At 73.7% G+C, this 16,275-nt stretch carries 13 protein-coding genes and 1 pseudogene; 10 read left to right on the top strand and 4 right to left on the bottom strand.

Going from position 1 to position 16,275, the window contains the following annotated elements:
- Positions 1-108: 108 nt before the first annotated feature.
- The 7 genes from J2S44_RS34505 to J2S44_RS34475 all read left to right on the top strand — a co-directional run bounded on the left by J2S44_RS34505 (position 109) and on the right by J2S44_RS34475 (position 8,103).
- On the top strand, positions 109-2,343 hold the full coding sequence (locus tag J2S44_RS34505) for an MMPL family transporter (protein WP_310422754.1): 2,235 nt from the start codon (positions 109-111) through the stop codon (positions 2,341-2,343).
- Positions 2,336-3,256 carry a leucine-rich repeat domain-containing protein gene (locus J2S44_RS34500; RefSeq protein WP_310422751.1) on the top strand — a complete coding sequence of 307 codons (921 nt, stop codon included), beginning with the start codon at positions 2,336-2,338 and terminating at the stop codon, positions 3,254-3,256. Before J2S44_RS34505 ends, J2S44_RS34500 begins: the two co-directional genes overlap by 8 nt.
- A 51-nt stretch (positions 3,257-3,307) precedes the next feature.
- Positions 3,308-4,729 carry a GGDEF domain-containing protein gene (locus tag J2S44_RS34495; protein ID WP_310422748.1) on the top strand — a complete coding sequence of 474 codons (1,422 nt, stop codon included), beginning with the start codon at positions 3,308-3,310 and terminating at the stop codon, positions 4,727-4,729.
- 8 nt (positions 4,730-4,737) lie between these two features.
- Complete coding sequence (locus J2S44_RS34490) at positions 4,738-5,622, top strand: hypothetical protein (RefSeq protein ID WP_310422745.1); 885 nt, start codon at positions 4,738-4,740, stop codon at positions 5,620-5,622.
- Between the two features lie 125 nt (positions 5,623-5,747).
- Positions 5,748-6,818, top strand: coding sequence for an App1 family protein phosphatidate phosphatase (locus J2S44_RS34485; protein ID WP_310422742.1), 1,071 nt, complete (start codon positions 5,748-5,750; stop codon positions 6,816-6,818).
- A gap of 37 nt (positions 6,819-6,855) precedes the next feature.
- Positions 6,856-7,689: a methyltransferase domain-containing protein gene (locus J2S44_RS34480; protein WP_310422739.1), complete on the top strand. Its 834-nt coding sequence runs from the start codon at positions 6,856-6,858 to the stop codon at positions 7,687-7,689.
- A 42-nt stretch (positions 7,690-7,731) separates the two neighbouring features.
- Entirely contained in the window at positions 7,732-8,103 is a 372-nt protein-coding gene (locus J2S44_RS34475; protein WP_310422736.1) for an FKBP-type peptidyl-prolyl cis-trans isomerase, read from the top strand.
- A 50-nt stretch (positions 8,104-8,153) separates the two neighbouring features.
- On the opposite strand, the gene J2S44_RS34470 is transcribed toward J2S44_RS34475, so the two are convergent.
- From J2S44_RS34470 to J2S44_RS34460, 3 genes are all read right to left on the bottom strand, one after another.
- Positions 8,154-10,412 (bottom strand): putative bifunctional diguanylate cyclase/phosphodiesterase, encoded by a 2,259-nt coding sequence (locus tag J2S44_RS34470; protein ID WP_310422734.1) that lies wholly within the window; start codon positions 10,410-10,412, stop codon positions 8,154-8,156.
- Positions 10,413-10,444: 32 nt separating this feature from the next.
- A complete protein-coding gene (locus tag J2S44_RS34465; RefSeq protein WP_310422731.1) occupies positions 10,445-11,179 on the bottom strand; it encodes a TetR/AcrR family transcriptional regulator in 735 nt (244 codons plus the stop codon).
- Between the two features lie 154 nt (positions 11,180-11,333).
- On the bottom strand, positions 11,334-12,155 hold the full coding sequence (locus tag J2S44_RS34460; protein ID WP_310422728.1) for a hypothetical protein: 822 nt from the start codon (positions 12,153-12,155) through the stop codon (positions 11,334-11,336).
- Between the two features lie 155 nt (positions 12,156-12,310).
- Between J2S44_RS34460 and J2S44_RS34455 the strand changes: the two are divergent.
- From J2S44_RS34455 to J2S44_RS34445, 3 genes and pseudogenes are all read left to right on the top strand, one after another.
- Positions 12,311-12,571: pseudogene (locus J2S44_RS34455) on the top strand (RNA ligase family protein); the annotation flags it as partial.
- Positions 12,572-12,680: 109 nt separating this feature from the next.
- Complete coding sequence (locus tag J2S44_RS34450; RefSeq protein WP_310430066.1) at positions 12,681-13,091, top strand: hypothetical protein; 411 nt, start codon at positions 12,681-12,683, stop codon at positions 13,089-13,091.
- Positions 13,081-14,208: an AAA family ATPase gene (locus J2S44_RS34445; RefSeq protein ID WP_310422725.1), complete on the top strand. Its 1,128-nt coding sequence runs from the start codon at positions 13,081-13,083 to the stop codon at positions 14,206-14,208. Before J2S44_RS34450 ends, J2S44_RS34445 begins: the two co-directional genes overlap by 11 nt.
- Before the next feature lie 123 nt (positions 14,209-14,331).
- On the opposite strand, the gene J2S44_RS34440 is transcribed toward J2S44_RS34445, so the two are convergent.
- The gene (locus J2S44_RS34440; RefSeq protein WP_310422722.1) at positions 14,332-16,236 is read right to left on the bottom strand and encodes a Xaa-Pro dipeptidyl-peptidase; all 1,905 of its coding nucleotides are present in this window, start codon (positions 16,234-16,236) and stop codon (positions 14,332-14,334) included.
- Positions 16,237-16,275: the final 39 nt, after the last annotated feature.

Raw genomic sequence — 16,275 nt, 5'->3', positions numbered from 1 at the left:
CCCCCGGCCCGTGCGACCGGGCGTGAAACGTGTTTACTTTTTGGAGCTTCCCGAAAAACAACGGCACCGGAGGGTACGAACTCGATGTTCGCGTCATGGGGTTCACTCATGCACCGCCTGCGCTGGACCACGGTGATCGTGGTCGTGGCCGCCTCCATCGCCTCCGGCGTGTGGGGCCTCGGCGTCTTCGGTCAGCTCTCCGAGGGCGGCTACATCGATCCCGGCAGCGAGTCGGCGCAGGCCGCCGAGGTCGCCGAGGAGGCGCTCGGCGCGCAGGGCGGCGACGTGATCGTCATCTACACGCCGGACGGCGGGAACGTCGACGACCCGGCCGCGGCCCGAGCGATCACCGCGGATCTGGCGGCCCTGCCGGCCGACCGGGTCGAGTCCGCCACCTCCTACTGGCAGCTCGCGGCCGCCGCGCAGGCCGCCGCCGGGCAGCCGCAGGGCCAGCAGCCGGCCGACCCGCAGGCCGCCGCGCGGGCCGCCCAGGCCGCCGCGCAGGCCGCGCAGTTCGTCACGCCCGACAAGCGCAGCGCGATCGCGCTGGTCACGCTGGCCGGCGCGGACGAGACCGAGAAGCTGGAGAACTACCGCGAGATCAAGGACGACTTCACGGTCGACGGCGTCGAGACGAAGGTCGGCGGCGCGGCCGCGCTCCAGCACTCCACGTCCGAGCGTTCCAAGTCGGACCTGACGCTGGCCGAGGGCGTGTCGCTCCCGGTCGTACTCGTGCTGCTGGTCCTGATCTTCGGTTCGCTGGTCGCGGCCGCGCTGCCGGTGCTGGTCGGCGGCCTGGCCGTGCTCGGCGCGCTCGGCGTGCTGCACGTGATCGCGCTGACCACCGAGGTCAACTCGTTCGCGGTGAACGTGGCCAGCCTGCTCGGCCTGGGCATGGCGATCGACTACGGCCTGTTCATGGTGGGCCGGTTCCGGGAGGAGCTGGCCGCCGGGCGCAGCACCGCCGCCGCGGTGCGGAACACGGTGGCCACCGCCGGCCGGACCGTCGCGTTCTCCGCCACGCTGCTGATCATCGCGCTGGCCGGCCTGATGCTGTTCCCGCAGGGCTTCCTCAAGTCGCTGTCCTACGGCGGCATGTCCGCGGTGGCGCTGGCCGCGTTCACCTCGCTCACGCTGCTGCCGGCCATGCTCGGCCTGCTCGGCCCGCGCGTGGACAAGCTCGCGCTGCCGCGCCGCAAGAAGCAGATCGAGGGTGAGAAGCCGGTCGTCGGTACGGGATGGGAGCGCCTGGCCCGGTTCGTGATGAAGCGGCCGGTGCTGGTCGCGCTGCCGATCCTGGCGCTGCTGGTCTTCCTGGCCGTCCCGATCAAGGATGTGCGGTTCGGCGAGATCGACGAGCGCGTGCTGCCGTCCGGCGACCCGGCCCGCGAGGCCCTCGCGGAGCTGAAGGCGGAGTTCCCGGCGATGAGCGGCACCGGCGTCCAGGTCGTGCTCCGCGGCGCGGACGCGGCGGCCGCGCAGCCGTTCGCGGCCGAGGTGGCGAACGTGCCCGGCATCGGCGAGGCCACGGTCAGCGGTTCGCAGAACGGCGTCACCGAGATCACCGCGGCGCTGGAGTCCGAGGACGCGCTCGGCACGGCGTCCACCGACGCGGTCGAGCGGATCCGCGCGCTGGACGCACCGGCCGGCGCGGAGGTGCTGGTCGGCGGCTTCACCGCGCGGAACGTGGACAGCATCGACGCGACCTACGCGCAGCTGCCGCGGATGGTGCTGCTGCTGGCCGGCGCCACGCTGGTGCTGATGTTCCTGGCGTTCGGTTCGATGCTGCTGCCGGTCAAGGCGGTGGTGATGAGCGCGCTCAGCCTCACCGCCACGTTCGGCGTGCTGGTCTTCGTGTTCCAGGAGGGGCACGGCGCCGGCCTGCTCGACGTGACCCCGGCACCGCTGGAGATCGGCATCGTGGTGCTGATGGCCGCGGTGGTGTTCGGCCTCTCCACCGACTACGAGGTGTTCCTGCTGTCCCGGATGGTGGAGGCGCGCACCAGGGGCGCGTCCACGGCCGACGCGGTGGTCACCGGCATCGTCCGCACCGGCCGGGTGATCAGCGCGGCCGCGATCCTGCTGGTCGTGGTGACCGGCGCGTTCGCGCTCTCCTCGCTGACCATGATGCGGTTCATCGGCGTCGGCATGATCCTGGCGCTGGTGCTGGACGCGACCGTGGTCCGCATGCTGCTGGTCCCGGCCGTGATCCGGCTGATGGGTGACGCCGCCTGGTGGGCGCCGGGGCCGCTGCGCCGGCTGCAGGAGCGGGCCGGGCTGGCCGAGACGGACGAGATCGAGGAGGAGGGCGAGGGCGCCGGGCTGGTCCGGACGGGTGCCTGACGCCCCGCTCGCGGAGCGCCGCGACCACGAGGTCGGTCCGGCGGTCCCCGACCTCTTCGCGGAGAGCCGCCACCGCTGGGTGGTGGCTCTCCCGGAGACGCACGTAGCCGGGAATCCCGGCGTGGCCGACACCGCGGACGGCGAGATCCGCGTCCCGTGGGCCACCCCGCCGGACCCGGCCGTGCTGGCCGGCATCGCGCGGCTGGACCTGCGCCCGAGCGACGCGCAGCTGCGCAACGGCGTGCCGCCGCCCTACCTGGGCGCGCTGCCGCACCTCCGCACGCTGGCCGTGCCGGCGCCGCTGCTGGCCGCCGCGCTGACCGTGGTCACGCCGCCGATGCTCGTGATCACCCCCGGCCCGGCCACGCCCACCACCCGCGCGGGCGGCCGGGGAACCCACGCGCCGGTCGCGCTGCCGGACGGCGCGCGGGGCCTGCTGCACCTGGAGCCGCCGGCGCTGCCCGCGCTCGTCTCGGCCGCGCCGGGCCTGCGCTTCCTGTCCACGCAGTTGCGGCCGGGCGTGGACACGCTGATCGCGGGCCTGGCCGAGCTGCGGCACCTGGAACTGATCCGGCTCGCCGACCTGCCGCCGATCCCGGCGCCGATCGAGGCGCTCGCGCTCGGTGGGGTGCGGCGCGGCTTCCCGGCCGGCCGGCTGCGGACGCTGGAGACGGTGACCACGCTGCGGCTCAACGGCGTGCACACGGAGCTCGACTGCGCCGAGATCGCCGCGATGCCGGGGCTGCGGGAGCTGACCGTGCTCAGCAGCAAGCGCCTGACGAACGTGACCGCGCTGCTCGGCGCGCCCCGGCTGCGGTCGCTCACCATGGTCAACTGCGGGCGGGCGCTGCGCGGCCCGATGGACCGGTTCCGTGCGCACGGCTTCGACCGGCTGGATGTTGACTACGCGTGAGTAACCGCTCACAGCCGCTCACGGCGGCGCACCCGGGGCCGATGGTAGGCCGTGATCACCCAGTTCCGCCGGCTCCTGCTGGTCGGCGGTCCCCTGTTGATCGGCGTGTGGTTCCTGCTGCCCGCCGGTCTCGAGCGCAACGCGCTCTACGTCGGTGTCGGCGCGCTCAGCGTCGCCGCGAACGCGGTCGCGGCCCGGCACTGGCGCTCCTGGCCGTGGGCGCTGTTCGCGGCCGGCCAGGCCTGCGCCGTCGTCGGTGACCTGCTCTGGATCTACTACGAGAACATCGCGTTCATCGACCCGTTCCCGTCCCCCGCGGACGGCTTCTACCTGGCCGAGTACCCGCTGCTGACCGCGGCCCTGCTGCTGCTCTCCCGGCGGCACCGCACCGCGGACGACCACCTCGCCCGGCTGGACAGCACGATGCTGGTGGCCGGGCTGGCGCTGCCGTACTGGGTGCTGCTGATCGCGCCGGCGCTGCAGAGCGGCGACTCCACGCTCGGCACGCTGATCGCGCTCGGCTACCCGCTCGGCGACGTGCTGCTGCTCGGCGGCGTGGTCCGGCTGCTGGTCGTCTCCGGCGCCCGCAACCCCTCGTTCCGGCTGGTCACCGCGGCCGTGCTGACGCTGCTGATCGCGGACGTGACGTTCACGTTCGCGGAGGACACCACGCTGGGCACGATGGCGTTCCTCGCCTCCTACCTGCTCTGGGGCGTGGGCGCGCTGCTGCCGTCGGCCGGCACGATCGGCGACCCGGCGCCCCGTCCACAGGTGCTCACCCGCCTCCGGCTGGCCGCGCTCACCGGCGCGGTGCTGCTCTCCCCCGGCATCCTGATCGTGCAGTTGGTCGCCGGGCTGGAACCGAGCACGTGGGCGGTCGCGCTCACCTCCGCCGCGCTCTTCGTGCTGGTGGTGACGCGGATGGCGGGCATGGTCCGGCGGCTGGAGGAGCAGGCCGGACAGCTCGCGGACCAGGCCCGCCTCCTCGACGAGCTGGCGCGCACGGACTCGCTGACCGGGCTGCCGAACCGGCGCACGCTCGACGCCCAGCTGGTCCGGGACATGGCCGCGACCCGGGCCGGTCACCGCCCGCTCCCGGTGGCGATCCTCGACCTGGACCACTTCAAGCACTACAACGACACGCGCGGGCACCAGGCCGGCGACGACCTGCTGGCCGGGGCCGGGATGTCCTGGAGCCTGCTGCTGCGGGACGGTGACACCCTGGCGCGCTACGGCGGCGAGGAGTTCGTGCTGCTGATGCCGGGCCGCACCGAGGACGACGCGGCCCGGCTGCTGGACCGGCTGCGGATCGCCACGCCGGACCTCCAGTCGTTCTCCGCCGGACTGGCGCTCTGGGACGGCACGGAACCGCCGGACGAGCTGCTGCGCCGCGCGGACCGGGCGCTCTACGCGGCCAAGGAGGCGGGCCGGGGCCGGGTGGTGCGGGCGGCGGAGATCGGCGCATCCGGTTGAATGAGCGGGTGTCCCTCACCGATGTGACCCGCGAGCTGCTCGTCCGCTACCTCGACACGTGGGCGCCGGGCGCGCTGCACGGCGCGCGGCGGGCCACCTTCGCGCTGGTGTCGCGCGCACCGTCGAGCGTGCCCGCGGCGGAGGCGGCGCTGCGCGTGTTCGCGGAGTTCGCGGACCGGCTGCGCGGCCGGCAGCTGACCATGATCGTGGCGGCGCCGGACGCGGACGCGGTCCGGGAGCGGCTGGCGGCGGTGCAGGCGGAGCTGCGGACCCCGGCCGCGCTCACCGTCCACACGCTCCCGGACGCGGCGCTGCTGCCGGCCGGGCTGACGGCGGCGCGGGCCGCGGGCGCGCCGCTGCTGGTCGCGCTGGACGGCGACGCGGACGACGCGACGCTGCGCGCGGTCCGGGCCGGCAAGCCGGGCGAGCTGCTGACCGTCTCGGCGGACGGGCGCGACCTGCGGGACGCCGGGTTCGGTCTGGACGCGGCCGTGGAGCTGGTGGACGACGCCGGGCGGGCGGTGCTGGTCTGCCTGGGCACGCCGTCGGCGAAGAGCCTCGAGGCGTTCAAGAACGAGCTGTGGGCGGTGGACGAGTACGCCGGGGTCCGGCTGCGTGACCCGCACGACCCGGACCGGCGGCTGCTGGACATCTCGCTCACACCGAACCCGGCACCGCTGCGTCGCGAGCTGCTGGACCACCTGGCCGCGCAGGGCCCGCGCACGGTGACGGAGCTGAAGCACTTCACCATGACCGGTACGGTCTACCGCCCGGCGGACACGGTCCGCGCGCTCCACGGGCTGCTGGACTCCGCGGCCGTGACCCGCGATCCGGAGCACGGCCGGCTCGGCGGCGACGTGGTGATCGCCCGGTCCCGGACGGCCGTCGGGTGATCTCCGCCGGGCCGTCGCGCGGGTGCGCCGTACCCTCGCGGGAATTTGATCTTGGTGGTTGAATCCCGGCCCGCAAGATCGGACCATGCGTGGCCGGACCGATCGTGGTGTGGCAAGGTGTGACGGTGGCGCTTATCCCCGTGGGAGAAACCGGACCCCGCCTGCATCGCGCCGCCCGGCTCGAGGACGCGGTGCACGAGGTCGTCGAGCGGCGGCTGGTGAAGCGCGGCTGGGAGCCGAGCATCATCGCGTATGCGGGTTACGGCACGACCGAGTGGGTGCGGGTGATGGCGCGCGTGCTGCTCAGCCGTCCGGCACCGAAGACCGGCTGGCTGGCCCGGCGCGCCTCCTCCTCGAAGCCGAAGAGCGTGCGCGGCTGGCGCAGCTTCGCCACGGTGAGCCAGATGAACGCGCCGGTGACGATCACGGCCGGCGGGGTGCGGCACGAGGCGGTCGGCGACCGCGGCGGCTTCGTGGACGCGGTGGTCCCGGCGAGCCTGCAACCCGGCTGGCAGACCGTCACGATCCAGAGCGGCGACGGCGAGCCGGTCGAGGCGCCGGTGCAGATCATCGACCCGGCCGTCACGTTCGGCATCGTCTCCGACATCGACGACACGGTCATGGTGACCGCGCTGCCCCGGCCGATGCTGGCCGCGTGGAACACGTTCGTGCTGGACGAGCACGCCCGCGCGTCCGTGCCCGGCATGGCCGTGCTCTACGAGCGGCTGCGCACCGCGCACCCGGGCGCGCCGGTGTTCTACCTGTCCACCGGCGCGTGGAACGTGGCGCCCGCGCTCAACCGGTTCCTCCGCCGGCACCTCTACCCGGTCGGGCCGCTGCTGCTCACCGACTGGGGGCCGACCAAGGACCGCTGGTTCCGCAGCGGCCCGGAGCACAAGCGGCTGACGCTGGAGCGGCTGTCCCAGGAGTTCCCGCGCGTGCGCTGGCTGCTGATCGGCGACGACGGTCAGCACGACCAGGAGATCTACGCGGAGTTCGCGTCGAAGCACCCGGACAACGTGGCCGCGGTCGCGATCCGGCGGCTCTCTCCCGCGCAGGCGGTGCTGGCCGGCACGCTGCCGTCGCTGCCGGAGTCGGACACGTCGGTGGTGTCCGCCCGGTTCGGCCGCAAGTGGCTCGGCGCGCCGGACGGCGCCGGGCTGTCGCAGCTGCTCACCGAGGCTGACCTGCTGTAATTTCTCCCTTATGCACCATAAGGGGAGTCCGGCCGATGTGATCCCGCTGCAGTACCACGCGCAGATGCTGCTCGACGACCGGCGGATGGGCGCGTTCCGGACCGCCATCGGGCGCGTGGTCGGGCCGGGCATGCGCGTGCTGGAGCTGGGCGCCGGGACCGGGGTGCTGGCCCACTTCGCGGTCCGGGCCGGTGCGGCGTCGGTGATCGCGGTGGAGCGCGAGCTGAGCGTCTACCAGGCGGCGTCGCGGGCGCTGGCGGCGCACGGGGACGACGTGACGGTGGTGCACGCGGACGCGCGCGCGTTCACGCCGCCGCCGGTGGTGGACGTGGTCGTCTGCGAGATGCTGCACGTGGGGTTGCTGCGCGAGCGGCAGGTCGAGGTGATCGGCGCGTTCCTGGACTCCTACGCCGGTCCGCCGCCGGTGTTCCTGCCGTGCGCCACCATCCAGGCCGTGCAGCCGGTGTCCCAGGACTTCACGTTCTACGGGTACACCGTGGCGGCGCCGCTGTTCCAGGATCCGTCGGCCGCGCAGCCGCGGACCGTGGAGCTGGCCGCGCCCACGATCTTCCAGAGCTTCTTCTACGGCGCCGGCTCACTGCCGTCGATCTGCGCGGCCGACGTGCGGTTCACCGTCGCCCGGGACGGCGTCCTCAACGCGGTGCGGATGATCACGAAAAATCTGCTCACCGAGGAGCCGTCACCGGTGGAGTGGCTGATGAACTACCTGGTCGTGCCGCTGCCGGCGGCGACCACGGTCACCGCGGGCGACACCGTGCGTATCCGGTTCGCCTACCGTCCGGGTGACGAGATCCCCGAGTTGATGTCCACCCTGCACGCCGAGGTGCTGTCCCCCGCGCGGTCGGGCTAGGTTGGGGCCGGTAAGCATTCGTAACGCGAACGGAGCCGTTCCATGAGCAAGCCGCAGGTCGCCCCGCACGACGGACCGCCGCCGGCGGACCTGATCGTCGAGGACATCACCGTCGGCGACGGCGAAGAGGTCACGCCCGGCCGGCACGCCGTCGTGCACTACGTCGGCATCGCCCACTCCAACGGCCGGCAGTTCGACGCGTCGTGGGACCGGGGCGACACGTTCTCGTTCCCGGTCGGTGGCGGCCGGGTCATCGGCGGCTGGGACCGCGGTGTCGTGGGCATGAAGGTCGGCGGCCGGCGCCGGCTGGTCATCCCGCCGCACCTCGGTTACGGCGCGCAGGGCGCGGGCGGCGGTCTGATCGCCCCGAACGAGACGCTGATCTTCGTCGTCGACCTGGTCGACGTCAAGTAGGCACACCCGCACCATGATCGGGGCGTTCCGGCGACACCGGGACGCCCCGGTCATGAGGGCACCCGCTGCCCGCCGCTGACCACGCGGTCCATCGCGGCCGGCTCCAGCGGGCGCGCGAAGTGGTAGCCCTGACCGGTGACACAGCCGAGCAGCAGCAGCTCGCGGACCTGCGCCTCGGTCTCCACCCCCTCCGCGACCAGGCTCAGCCGCAGGATCTGGCTCAACCGGATCACCGCCTCGGTCACCGCGGACCCCGCCGGCTCGCCGTTCAGCTCGCCGACGAAGCTGCGGTCCAGCTTCAGCACGTCGACCGGCAGCCGGGTCAGGTAGCGCAGCGACGAGTAGCCGGTGCCGAAGTCGTCGATCGCGATCCGGATCCCGTGCGCGCGCAACAGTTCCAGCACCGAGATGTCGGTGCGCTCGGTGACCAGCGCGCTCTCGGTCAGCTCCAGCACCAGGTGACGCGGCGGCAGCCCGGCCCGGTCCAGCTCCGCGACCACGCGCTCGGCCAGCCCCGGCTCGCGCAACTGGTGCGCGCTGAGGTTCACGGTCACGTAGAACTCCGGCATCGTGGCCCGCCACGCCGCCGCGTGCGTGGCCGCCTCGCGCAGCACGAACATGCCGAGCTCACCGATCAGCCCGGTCTTCTCGGCCAGCGGCACGAACACGTCCGGGAAGACGTTCCGGCCCGGCCACCGGACCAGCGCCTCCGCGCCGACCATCCGGCCGTCCGCGAGGTTCACGATCGGCTGGTAGACCACGGCCATCCGGCCGCCGCGGATCGCGTTCGTCAGCTCGTCCGCGAGCAGGCCCTCGGCCAGGTCCTCCGCGGTCTGCGCGTACAGCTCCCAGCCGTGCGAGTGGCGGCGCTTCGCCGCGTACATCGCGGAGTCGGCGTGTGCCAGCACCTCGGCCGGGACCAGGCCGGGTTCGGTCAGCGCGATGCCGACGCTCATCCGGATGCCCTGCACCGCGTCGCCGATCCGCACCTCCCGCGCGCTCGCCAGGATGCGCTCCGCGACCATCACGGCCTCCTCCGGCGCGGTGATCCCGGAGAGGACCACGGCGAACTCGTCGCCGCCCAGCCGGGCCGCCAGGTCCGCCCTGCGCAGCGACCGCCGCAGCACGCCGGCCAGCTCGATCAGCACCTGGTCGCCGGTCTCGTGACCGTACCCGTCGTTGATCTGCTTGAAGCCGTCCAGGTCGCAGAGCAGCACGGCCGCGTCGCCGGCGTCCACGGCCTCGTCCAGCGCGTCGCGCAGCCGGACCCGGTTGGCCAGCCCGGTCAGGCTGTCCGTGGTCGCCAGGCGCTGGTTCTCGCGCAGCGACGACCACTGCCGCAGCGCGACCGCGCCGGTCATCACGATCACGCCGAGCACCAGCCCGGCCCAGGGGAACAGATCGCCGTGCCGCAGCGCGGCCACCAGCAGGCCGTAGCCCATGCCGAGCGCGAGGAAGGGCAGCTGAGCGGAGCCGGGTACGCCACGCGGCCACCGGGCCGGACCGGCGTCCCGGCCGAGGAGCCCGGCCCGGATCTGCTGTCCGGCCGCGAGCGCCATCAGGAACATGCCGGTCAGCATCCACCCGCCCAACCCGAGCTGCTGATGCTCGTTCTGGTACGGGTGCACGCCGTTGCGCACCGTCAGGTACGACATGTAGACATCGCACGCGAGATAGACCGTGAGCCCGGCGAGCAGCGTGGCCAGCGGATGCCGCAGGCTGCGCACCGCACCGCGCAGCAGCACCGCGCAGACGCCGAACACCACGAGCAGATCCTCCAGCGGGAAGATCAGCGTGGCCGAGGTCCAGGCGTCCAGGCGCACCGGCCGGCTCAGCGCCGGGCCGATGATGAAGTACCAGGTGAGCATGAAGCCGCCGCCGGCCACCGTGGCCATGTCCAGCGCGAACTTCAGCCGTTCCCGCCCGGTCATCGGCCGCGCCGGGAAGAGCAGCACCGCGGCGAACAGCGCCGGGCCCTGCGCGATCGTGCCGGCCACCGTGCCCCACCACAGCACGCCGGCCGCGCGCGACCCGCCGGTGACCGCGGCCGCCAGGCCGACACCGGCGGACAGCCAGAGCAGCCAGGACAGCAGGATCAGCAACCAGGGTCTTCGCCGGCCGCGGTCCACGTGCCGGTCCAGCGCGGCCCACGCGGTGAGCACGATGCCGACCGCCTGCATGCCGAGGAACGTGCCGGTGACCACCGGCCCGGCCGGCACGTCGGTCAGGGCGACCGTGAGCATGCCGGCCAGGCCGCCCAGGTAGGCCAGCACGGGCAGCAGGACCGGCCACATCGCTCGGCGCAGCACATTCCTCTCGATCGGCTGCGATCGTCCGGAACTTAGCCGACCGCGACGGGTTCCTTCCGGTCCGCGAGTTCGGCGCTCCCGGCGCTCCCCTCGGTCTCCTCGATCGCCTCGCCCGCCTCGGTCTCCGCGCTCTCCTCGCCGTCCTCGCCGTCCGCACCGCGCGGGCCGGTGAGGCCGTAGAGCAGCAGGCCGGTGAGCATGTCGACGATCTCCTCCTCGGTGGCCTTCGGCGCGAACTCGCCGGCGGTGAGCAGCGCGTAGCCGAACATCGACAGCATCGCGCCCATCGCGGCCGCGACCATCTCCGGCGAGCCGGGCAGCGGGTGGCCCTTCTCGGCCAGCGCCTCCAGGTGGGCGCGCAGCAGGTCGGTGTCCTCCAGCAGCGTCCGCCAGCCGCGGCCGGCCGCCAGGTTGTCGGTCATCGCGGACTGCATCAGCGCCACCGCCACCGGCAGGTGGTCGCGGAGCACGATCCAGGCGGTGCCGATGTGCGCGCGCAGCTGCGCCCGGTCGGTCAGGTCGTGCTCCTCCGGGTGCGCCTCCTCCGCGATCGTCGCGTCCGCGTGCGCGTTCATGTCCGCGACCAGCGCCTGGAGCAGCTCCTCCTTGCTGGCGAAGTGGTCGTAGAACGACCCGGTGGCCCGCCCGGCCGTGGTCGTGATGTCGGTGATCTTCGTGTTCAGGTATCCCTGCTCCGCGAAGAGCTGCCGCGCCGCCGCCTTCAACGCCGCCTCGGTCTCCGCCGCCTTGATCTGCCGCACGCCCACGGGCCCCGCTCCTTAGCCTCGGTCTTCCTGACCAGGATGAGACCAGCTACGGCGAACAGCAATTCGCCGAAGCGGCGTTTCCGCAGGTCAGCGCTCCAAGGTCGGCGCCTCGCCGCGCTGTCGGCGACGGGCGGCACCTCGGGCCGCCGCGGCCTCAGGCGAAGTGGACGGTGCCGAACTCGCCGCTGGAGCCACCGGCGGACCGGCGGTGCGCGCCGCCGGCGATCCGGCCGGGGAGCTGACGGCCGAGCGCCGTGCCGTCCAGCAACCGGGCCACCAGGTACGGGTCGTAGCCGGCGAAGTAGCCCAGCAGCCAGTCGCCGTACCCGGGAAGGTCGTAGTAGGGCTGCTGGCCGCCGGGCCCGATCACGGACCGGACGGCCGCGGACCGGCCCGCCGAGATGCGGGTGTAGTCGGCCTCGCACACCGGGATCCGGCGCGGCACGCCGCCGGACGGCGCCCACGTCACCTCGGCCGCGGCGGGCCCGTGCGCGGGATCGCACAGGCACGGCGGCGCGTCCACCGGCGCCGGGCGGCCGCTGCCGAGCGCGGCCGCGCGCACCAGGTGCCGCCCGGCCGAGGCGAGCGCGCCGGTCGCGGCGCGCAGGTGCTCGCGGCCTTCCGGCACGGTGCGCCACAGGTGCGCCTCCGTGGTGGCCTCGCGCAGCTTGTCCGCGACCCGGTCCAGCTCGGCCTTGACGCCGAGGTCGACCACGCCGGTCCGGGCCGCGCTGAGCCGCGCGTTCAGCGCGGTCACGTCGGCCTCGAGGATCGTGCCGAGCATGGCACCGGCGGCCACGTTCTCGTCGGCGAGCAGGCCGGCGCCCGCGTACTCCGGGGTCTCGGTCGTGGCGGCCACGGCCCGGGCCGCCGCCAGCAGCGCGCGCTCGCGTCGCACGGCCCGCAGGGTCACCAGTGAGATGACCATGAAGGCACATGAGGCGAGGGCGAGCACCAGGGCCACCCAGACGTACATCGGCACCCCTGAGTTCTACTGGTACCTGGATGATCCGACAGTCAGGTATCGGACTTTCGTACGAGCAATACCAGGGATCTGCACAAATGGGAATCCCATCCGGCCCGTAAATCCGTGGCCCGGCGACGGTACCGACCTGTACACATACCACCGTGATGGTCAAGTACCCCCGCACCCCGCACCTGGTGGGCTCGCGCCTCCAGCCGGGCGACGAGGACCTGTCGCAGACGCCGTTCGCGGCGCTGCGCGGGCGGCACCTGGTCGTCGAGGAGAAACTCGACGGTGCGAACGCGGCGATCAGCTTCACCGCGGACGGGTCGCTCCGGTTGCAGTCACGCGGGCACTACCTGACCGGCGGCCCGCGCGAGCGCCAGTTCGCGCCGCTGAAGTCCTGGGCGGCCACGGTCGCGCCGGTGCTGTGGCCGATCCTGACCGACCGGTTCGTGCTGTACGGCGAGTGGCTCTACGCCAAAGCACACCGTCTTCTACGACGCGCTCCCGCACTGGTTCTGCGAGTTCGACGTCCTGGACCGGGCCACCGGCGCGTTCCTGGACACCCCGTCCCGGCACGCGATGCTGGCCGGGACGCCGGTGGTCAGCGTGCCGGTGCTCCGGTCCGGCACGTTCCCCTCGCCGGCCGCGCTGACCGGCCTGATCGGACCCTCCACGGTACGGACCCCCGCCTGGCGCGACTCGCTGCGCGCGGCCGCCGCCGAGGCCGGTGTCGACGCCGGCCGGGTGCTGGCCGAGACCGACCCCGGCGACGACATGGAGGGCCTCTACGTCAAGGACGAGCGGGACGGCCGGGTGGCCGCCCGCTACAAGTGGGTGCGGGCCGGATTCGCGCAGGCCGTGCTGGACTCCGGCTCGCACTGGGCGGACCGGCCCATCGTGGCGAACCGGCTCGCCGACCCGGCGGTGATGCATGCGGTCTGACTGGACGGTGTTCGCCACGCTGTGCCCGGCCGGTCCGGCGTGGACGGTGCCGTGGCCGCGGATCGTCGCGGAGTTCGACTGGATCCGGCGCCTCGAGGGCGTGCCGCAGGACCCGGTGCACCACGGCGAGGGCGACGTGCTCACCCACACGTTCCTGGCCGTGACCGCGCTGGCCGCGCAGCCGGAGTGGCGGGCGCTGCCGGCGGACGAACGGGTGCGGCTGTTCGCGGCCGTGCTGCTGCACGACGTGGCCAAGCCGGACTGCACCCGGCGCTCCGACGACGGGCGGATCACCGCGCACGGTCACTCCCGGCGCGGCGACCTGGCCGCGCGCCGGATCCTGTGGGAGCTGGGCGCGCCACGGGACTGGCGGGAGCACGTGGCCGCGCTGGTCCGGCACCACCAGGTGCCGTTCTGGGCGCTGGAACGGCCGGACCTGGAGCAGATCGTGCTGCGGGCCGGCCTGGTGACGCGCAACCGCGACCTGGCGATGCTGGCCACCGCGGACATCACCGGCCGGATCTGCGGCGACCTGGACCAGGTGCTGGAGAACATCGCGCTGTTCCGCGAGTACTGCGCGGACCTCGGCGTGCTGGACACGCCGTGGCCGTTCGCGTCCGACCACGCGCGGTTCGCCTACTTCCGCACGCCCGGCCGTGACCCGCGATACGCCGCCCACGACGACACGCGCCTCACCATGACCGTCCTGTCCGGGCTGCCCGGCGTCGGCAAGGACACCTGGGTGACCGCGCACGCGCGGGACCGGCCGGTGGTCGGCCTGGACGCGATCCGCGCCCGGCTCGGCGTGTCCCCGTCGGACGGCCAGCGCGCGGTGGCCGCGGCCGCGCACGAGGAGGCCCGCGTGCACCTGCGCGCCCGGCGCGACTTCGTCTGGAACGCCACCAACGTCTCCCGCCAGCAGCGCGACCTGTGCATCGGTCTCGGCGCCGCCTACCACGCCCGGATCGAGATCGTCGCGCTGGAGGCACCGCGCGACGTGGTGCACCGCCGGAACGCCGGCCGGCCGGCCCCGGTCCCCGCGGCGGTCATCGACCGCCTGGTCGGCAAGTGGGAGGCACCGGACCCCACCGAGGCGCACTCGGTGATCACGGCCTGACCCCGTTCGCCCGGCCGGTCGAGAGCGGACACCGCGGCCCGGTAGGGGCCACGGCCCGGTCCGCCGGGCGCGGTGACCGTCGCGTGGACGGCCGCCGCGCCCGGCGGCGCGGTCGGTGCCGGATCAGCCCCGCGGCACCACCGGGACGTTCTCGGCGGCGCGCCGCTCGGCCGCGCCCGGGAGCCCGGTGGTGGCGATCGTCTGCGGCGCCGTGGGTGCCGTGACGGTGGCGCCGGTGGCGGGCAGCGTGAGCGTGCTGCGGCCGACGTCGACCGTGACCGTGGCGTTCCGGTCGTCGGTCACCGTGAACTGCGGGTCGGACTGGCCGATCACCAGGCCGAGCACGTGCCCGGCCGCGACCGTCACGTCATAGGTGTTCAGCGGCACGGTCACGTCGTACCACCGGCCCGGCTCCAGCGGCGTGGTGAAGCGCAGCGACCGGTGATGCGCCGCGTCCGCCCAGCCGCGGGTCAGCACCGCGTGGTCCGCGGTCACCGTCACCTCCGCCGTGTCCAGATAGCAGGCGTCGTCGGTCGCGGACGCCGCACCCCAGCAGGACTCGGTGGCCAGGTTGACCACGCCCTCGGAACGGAAGTGGTCGACGCGGGTGGCGGTGCCGTAGTCGACGAGCCGCGCGGACAGCGCCGTGGTCGGCTTGTCCACCTGGATCCGCAGCGTCACGGACGGCTCACCGGAGATCCGCAGCGGCGCGGTCAGCGGCGCCGACAGGAACGCCAGCCGGCCCGGCACGACCGTGGACGGGTTCGCCACCAGCGCGTCCTCCCGCAGCGACTCGTCCGTGAACGTCTTCGTCACGCCGCGTCCCTTGGCGCCGGCGCCGAGCGTGCCGTCGCCGAGCGGCAGCGCGCGCTCCCGGACGCCGCGGGCCGGCCAGTCGCGCTCGTCCTGCCACACGCCGGGTGCGGTCTCCAGCGTGGCGCGCGGCTCCCGGTCGATGCCGTTGCGCAGGCCCTGGAGCTCGTGGTCGAACCAGCGGTGCAGCGTGCGCACCCACTCGGCCCGGCGCACGTCGAACGGGTCCTCGTGGCCGGCCTGGAACAGCCACAGCTTGCGCTCGACACCGTGCTTCGCCAGCGCGTCCCACCACAGCCCGAACTGGCCGGTCGCGACGTTCTTGTCGTTGACGCCGTGCACGACGAACACGCTGGCCCGCACGGTGCGGGCGGCGGTGCGGTAGTCGCGCTCCGACCAGTAGGCGGTGAAGTCACCGGTGGTCTCGCCGCTGGCCGCCCGCATCGCGGCCAGCTCGTCCGCGCAGGCCTCGGCCGGCCGGCCGTTCACATAGGAGTGCAGGTAGCGCACGTACTCCCGGGTGCGCAGGATGCCGTGGTAGCGCTGGTAGTCGTACCAGCTGGAGATCGCGCCGATCGGGACGATCGTCTCCAGGCCGCGCACGCCGGTCGCGGCGACACCGTTCGCCACGGAACCGTCCCAGGACTTGCCGATCATGCCGACCTTGCCGGTGGTCCAGGACGCGGTGACCCGCGCACCGGCCGCGTCGAACGCCGTACCGCGGCCGTTCAGCCAGTCGATCACGGCCTTCGCGCCGGCCACCTCGGCCGGGCCGCCGACGTCGTCGCAGCCGGTGGAGCGCGCGGTGCCGGACAGGTCGACGCCGACGAACGCGTAACCGCGGGGTACGAAGTAGTTGTCGTAGTAGAGCGGCATCAGCGAGACCGTGCCGTCCGCCGCGTACTCCTTCAGCTCGGACTCGTTGCCGCGGCCGCAGCAGGCGTAGTAGGGCGACGCCTCCATCACCACGGGAATCCGGGTCCGTGCCTCACGTGGACGGACGATGTCGGCCGCGATCCGGTCCCGGGTCCCGTCGCCGTCGGAGTCGAGCGGCGACTCCACCCACACGGTCTCGCGAATCGCGGTCGCGTAGTCGTACACCGGGATCGTCTCGGTGCCGCGCACGTGCCGGGGGCCGCCGGCGGACGCGGGCGACACCGCGCCGAGCACGGCGGCGAGCGCCGCCACCAGGACCACCGCGGATCTGCGTAACATGCGTTCTCCCTGTTCGAGGGGTTGAGCTACGAGCATGTT

Source organism: Catenuloplanes niger, assembly GCF_031458255.1.
In the GTDB taxonomy this organism is placed as follows: Bacteria; Actinomycetota; Actinomycetes; order Mycobacteriales; family Micromonosporaceae; genus Catenuloplanes; species Catenuloplanes niger.
Note: the sequence above shows the minus strand (reverse complement) of the source record. Positions and strands in the feature narration are given on the sequence as shown.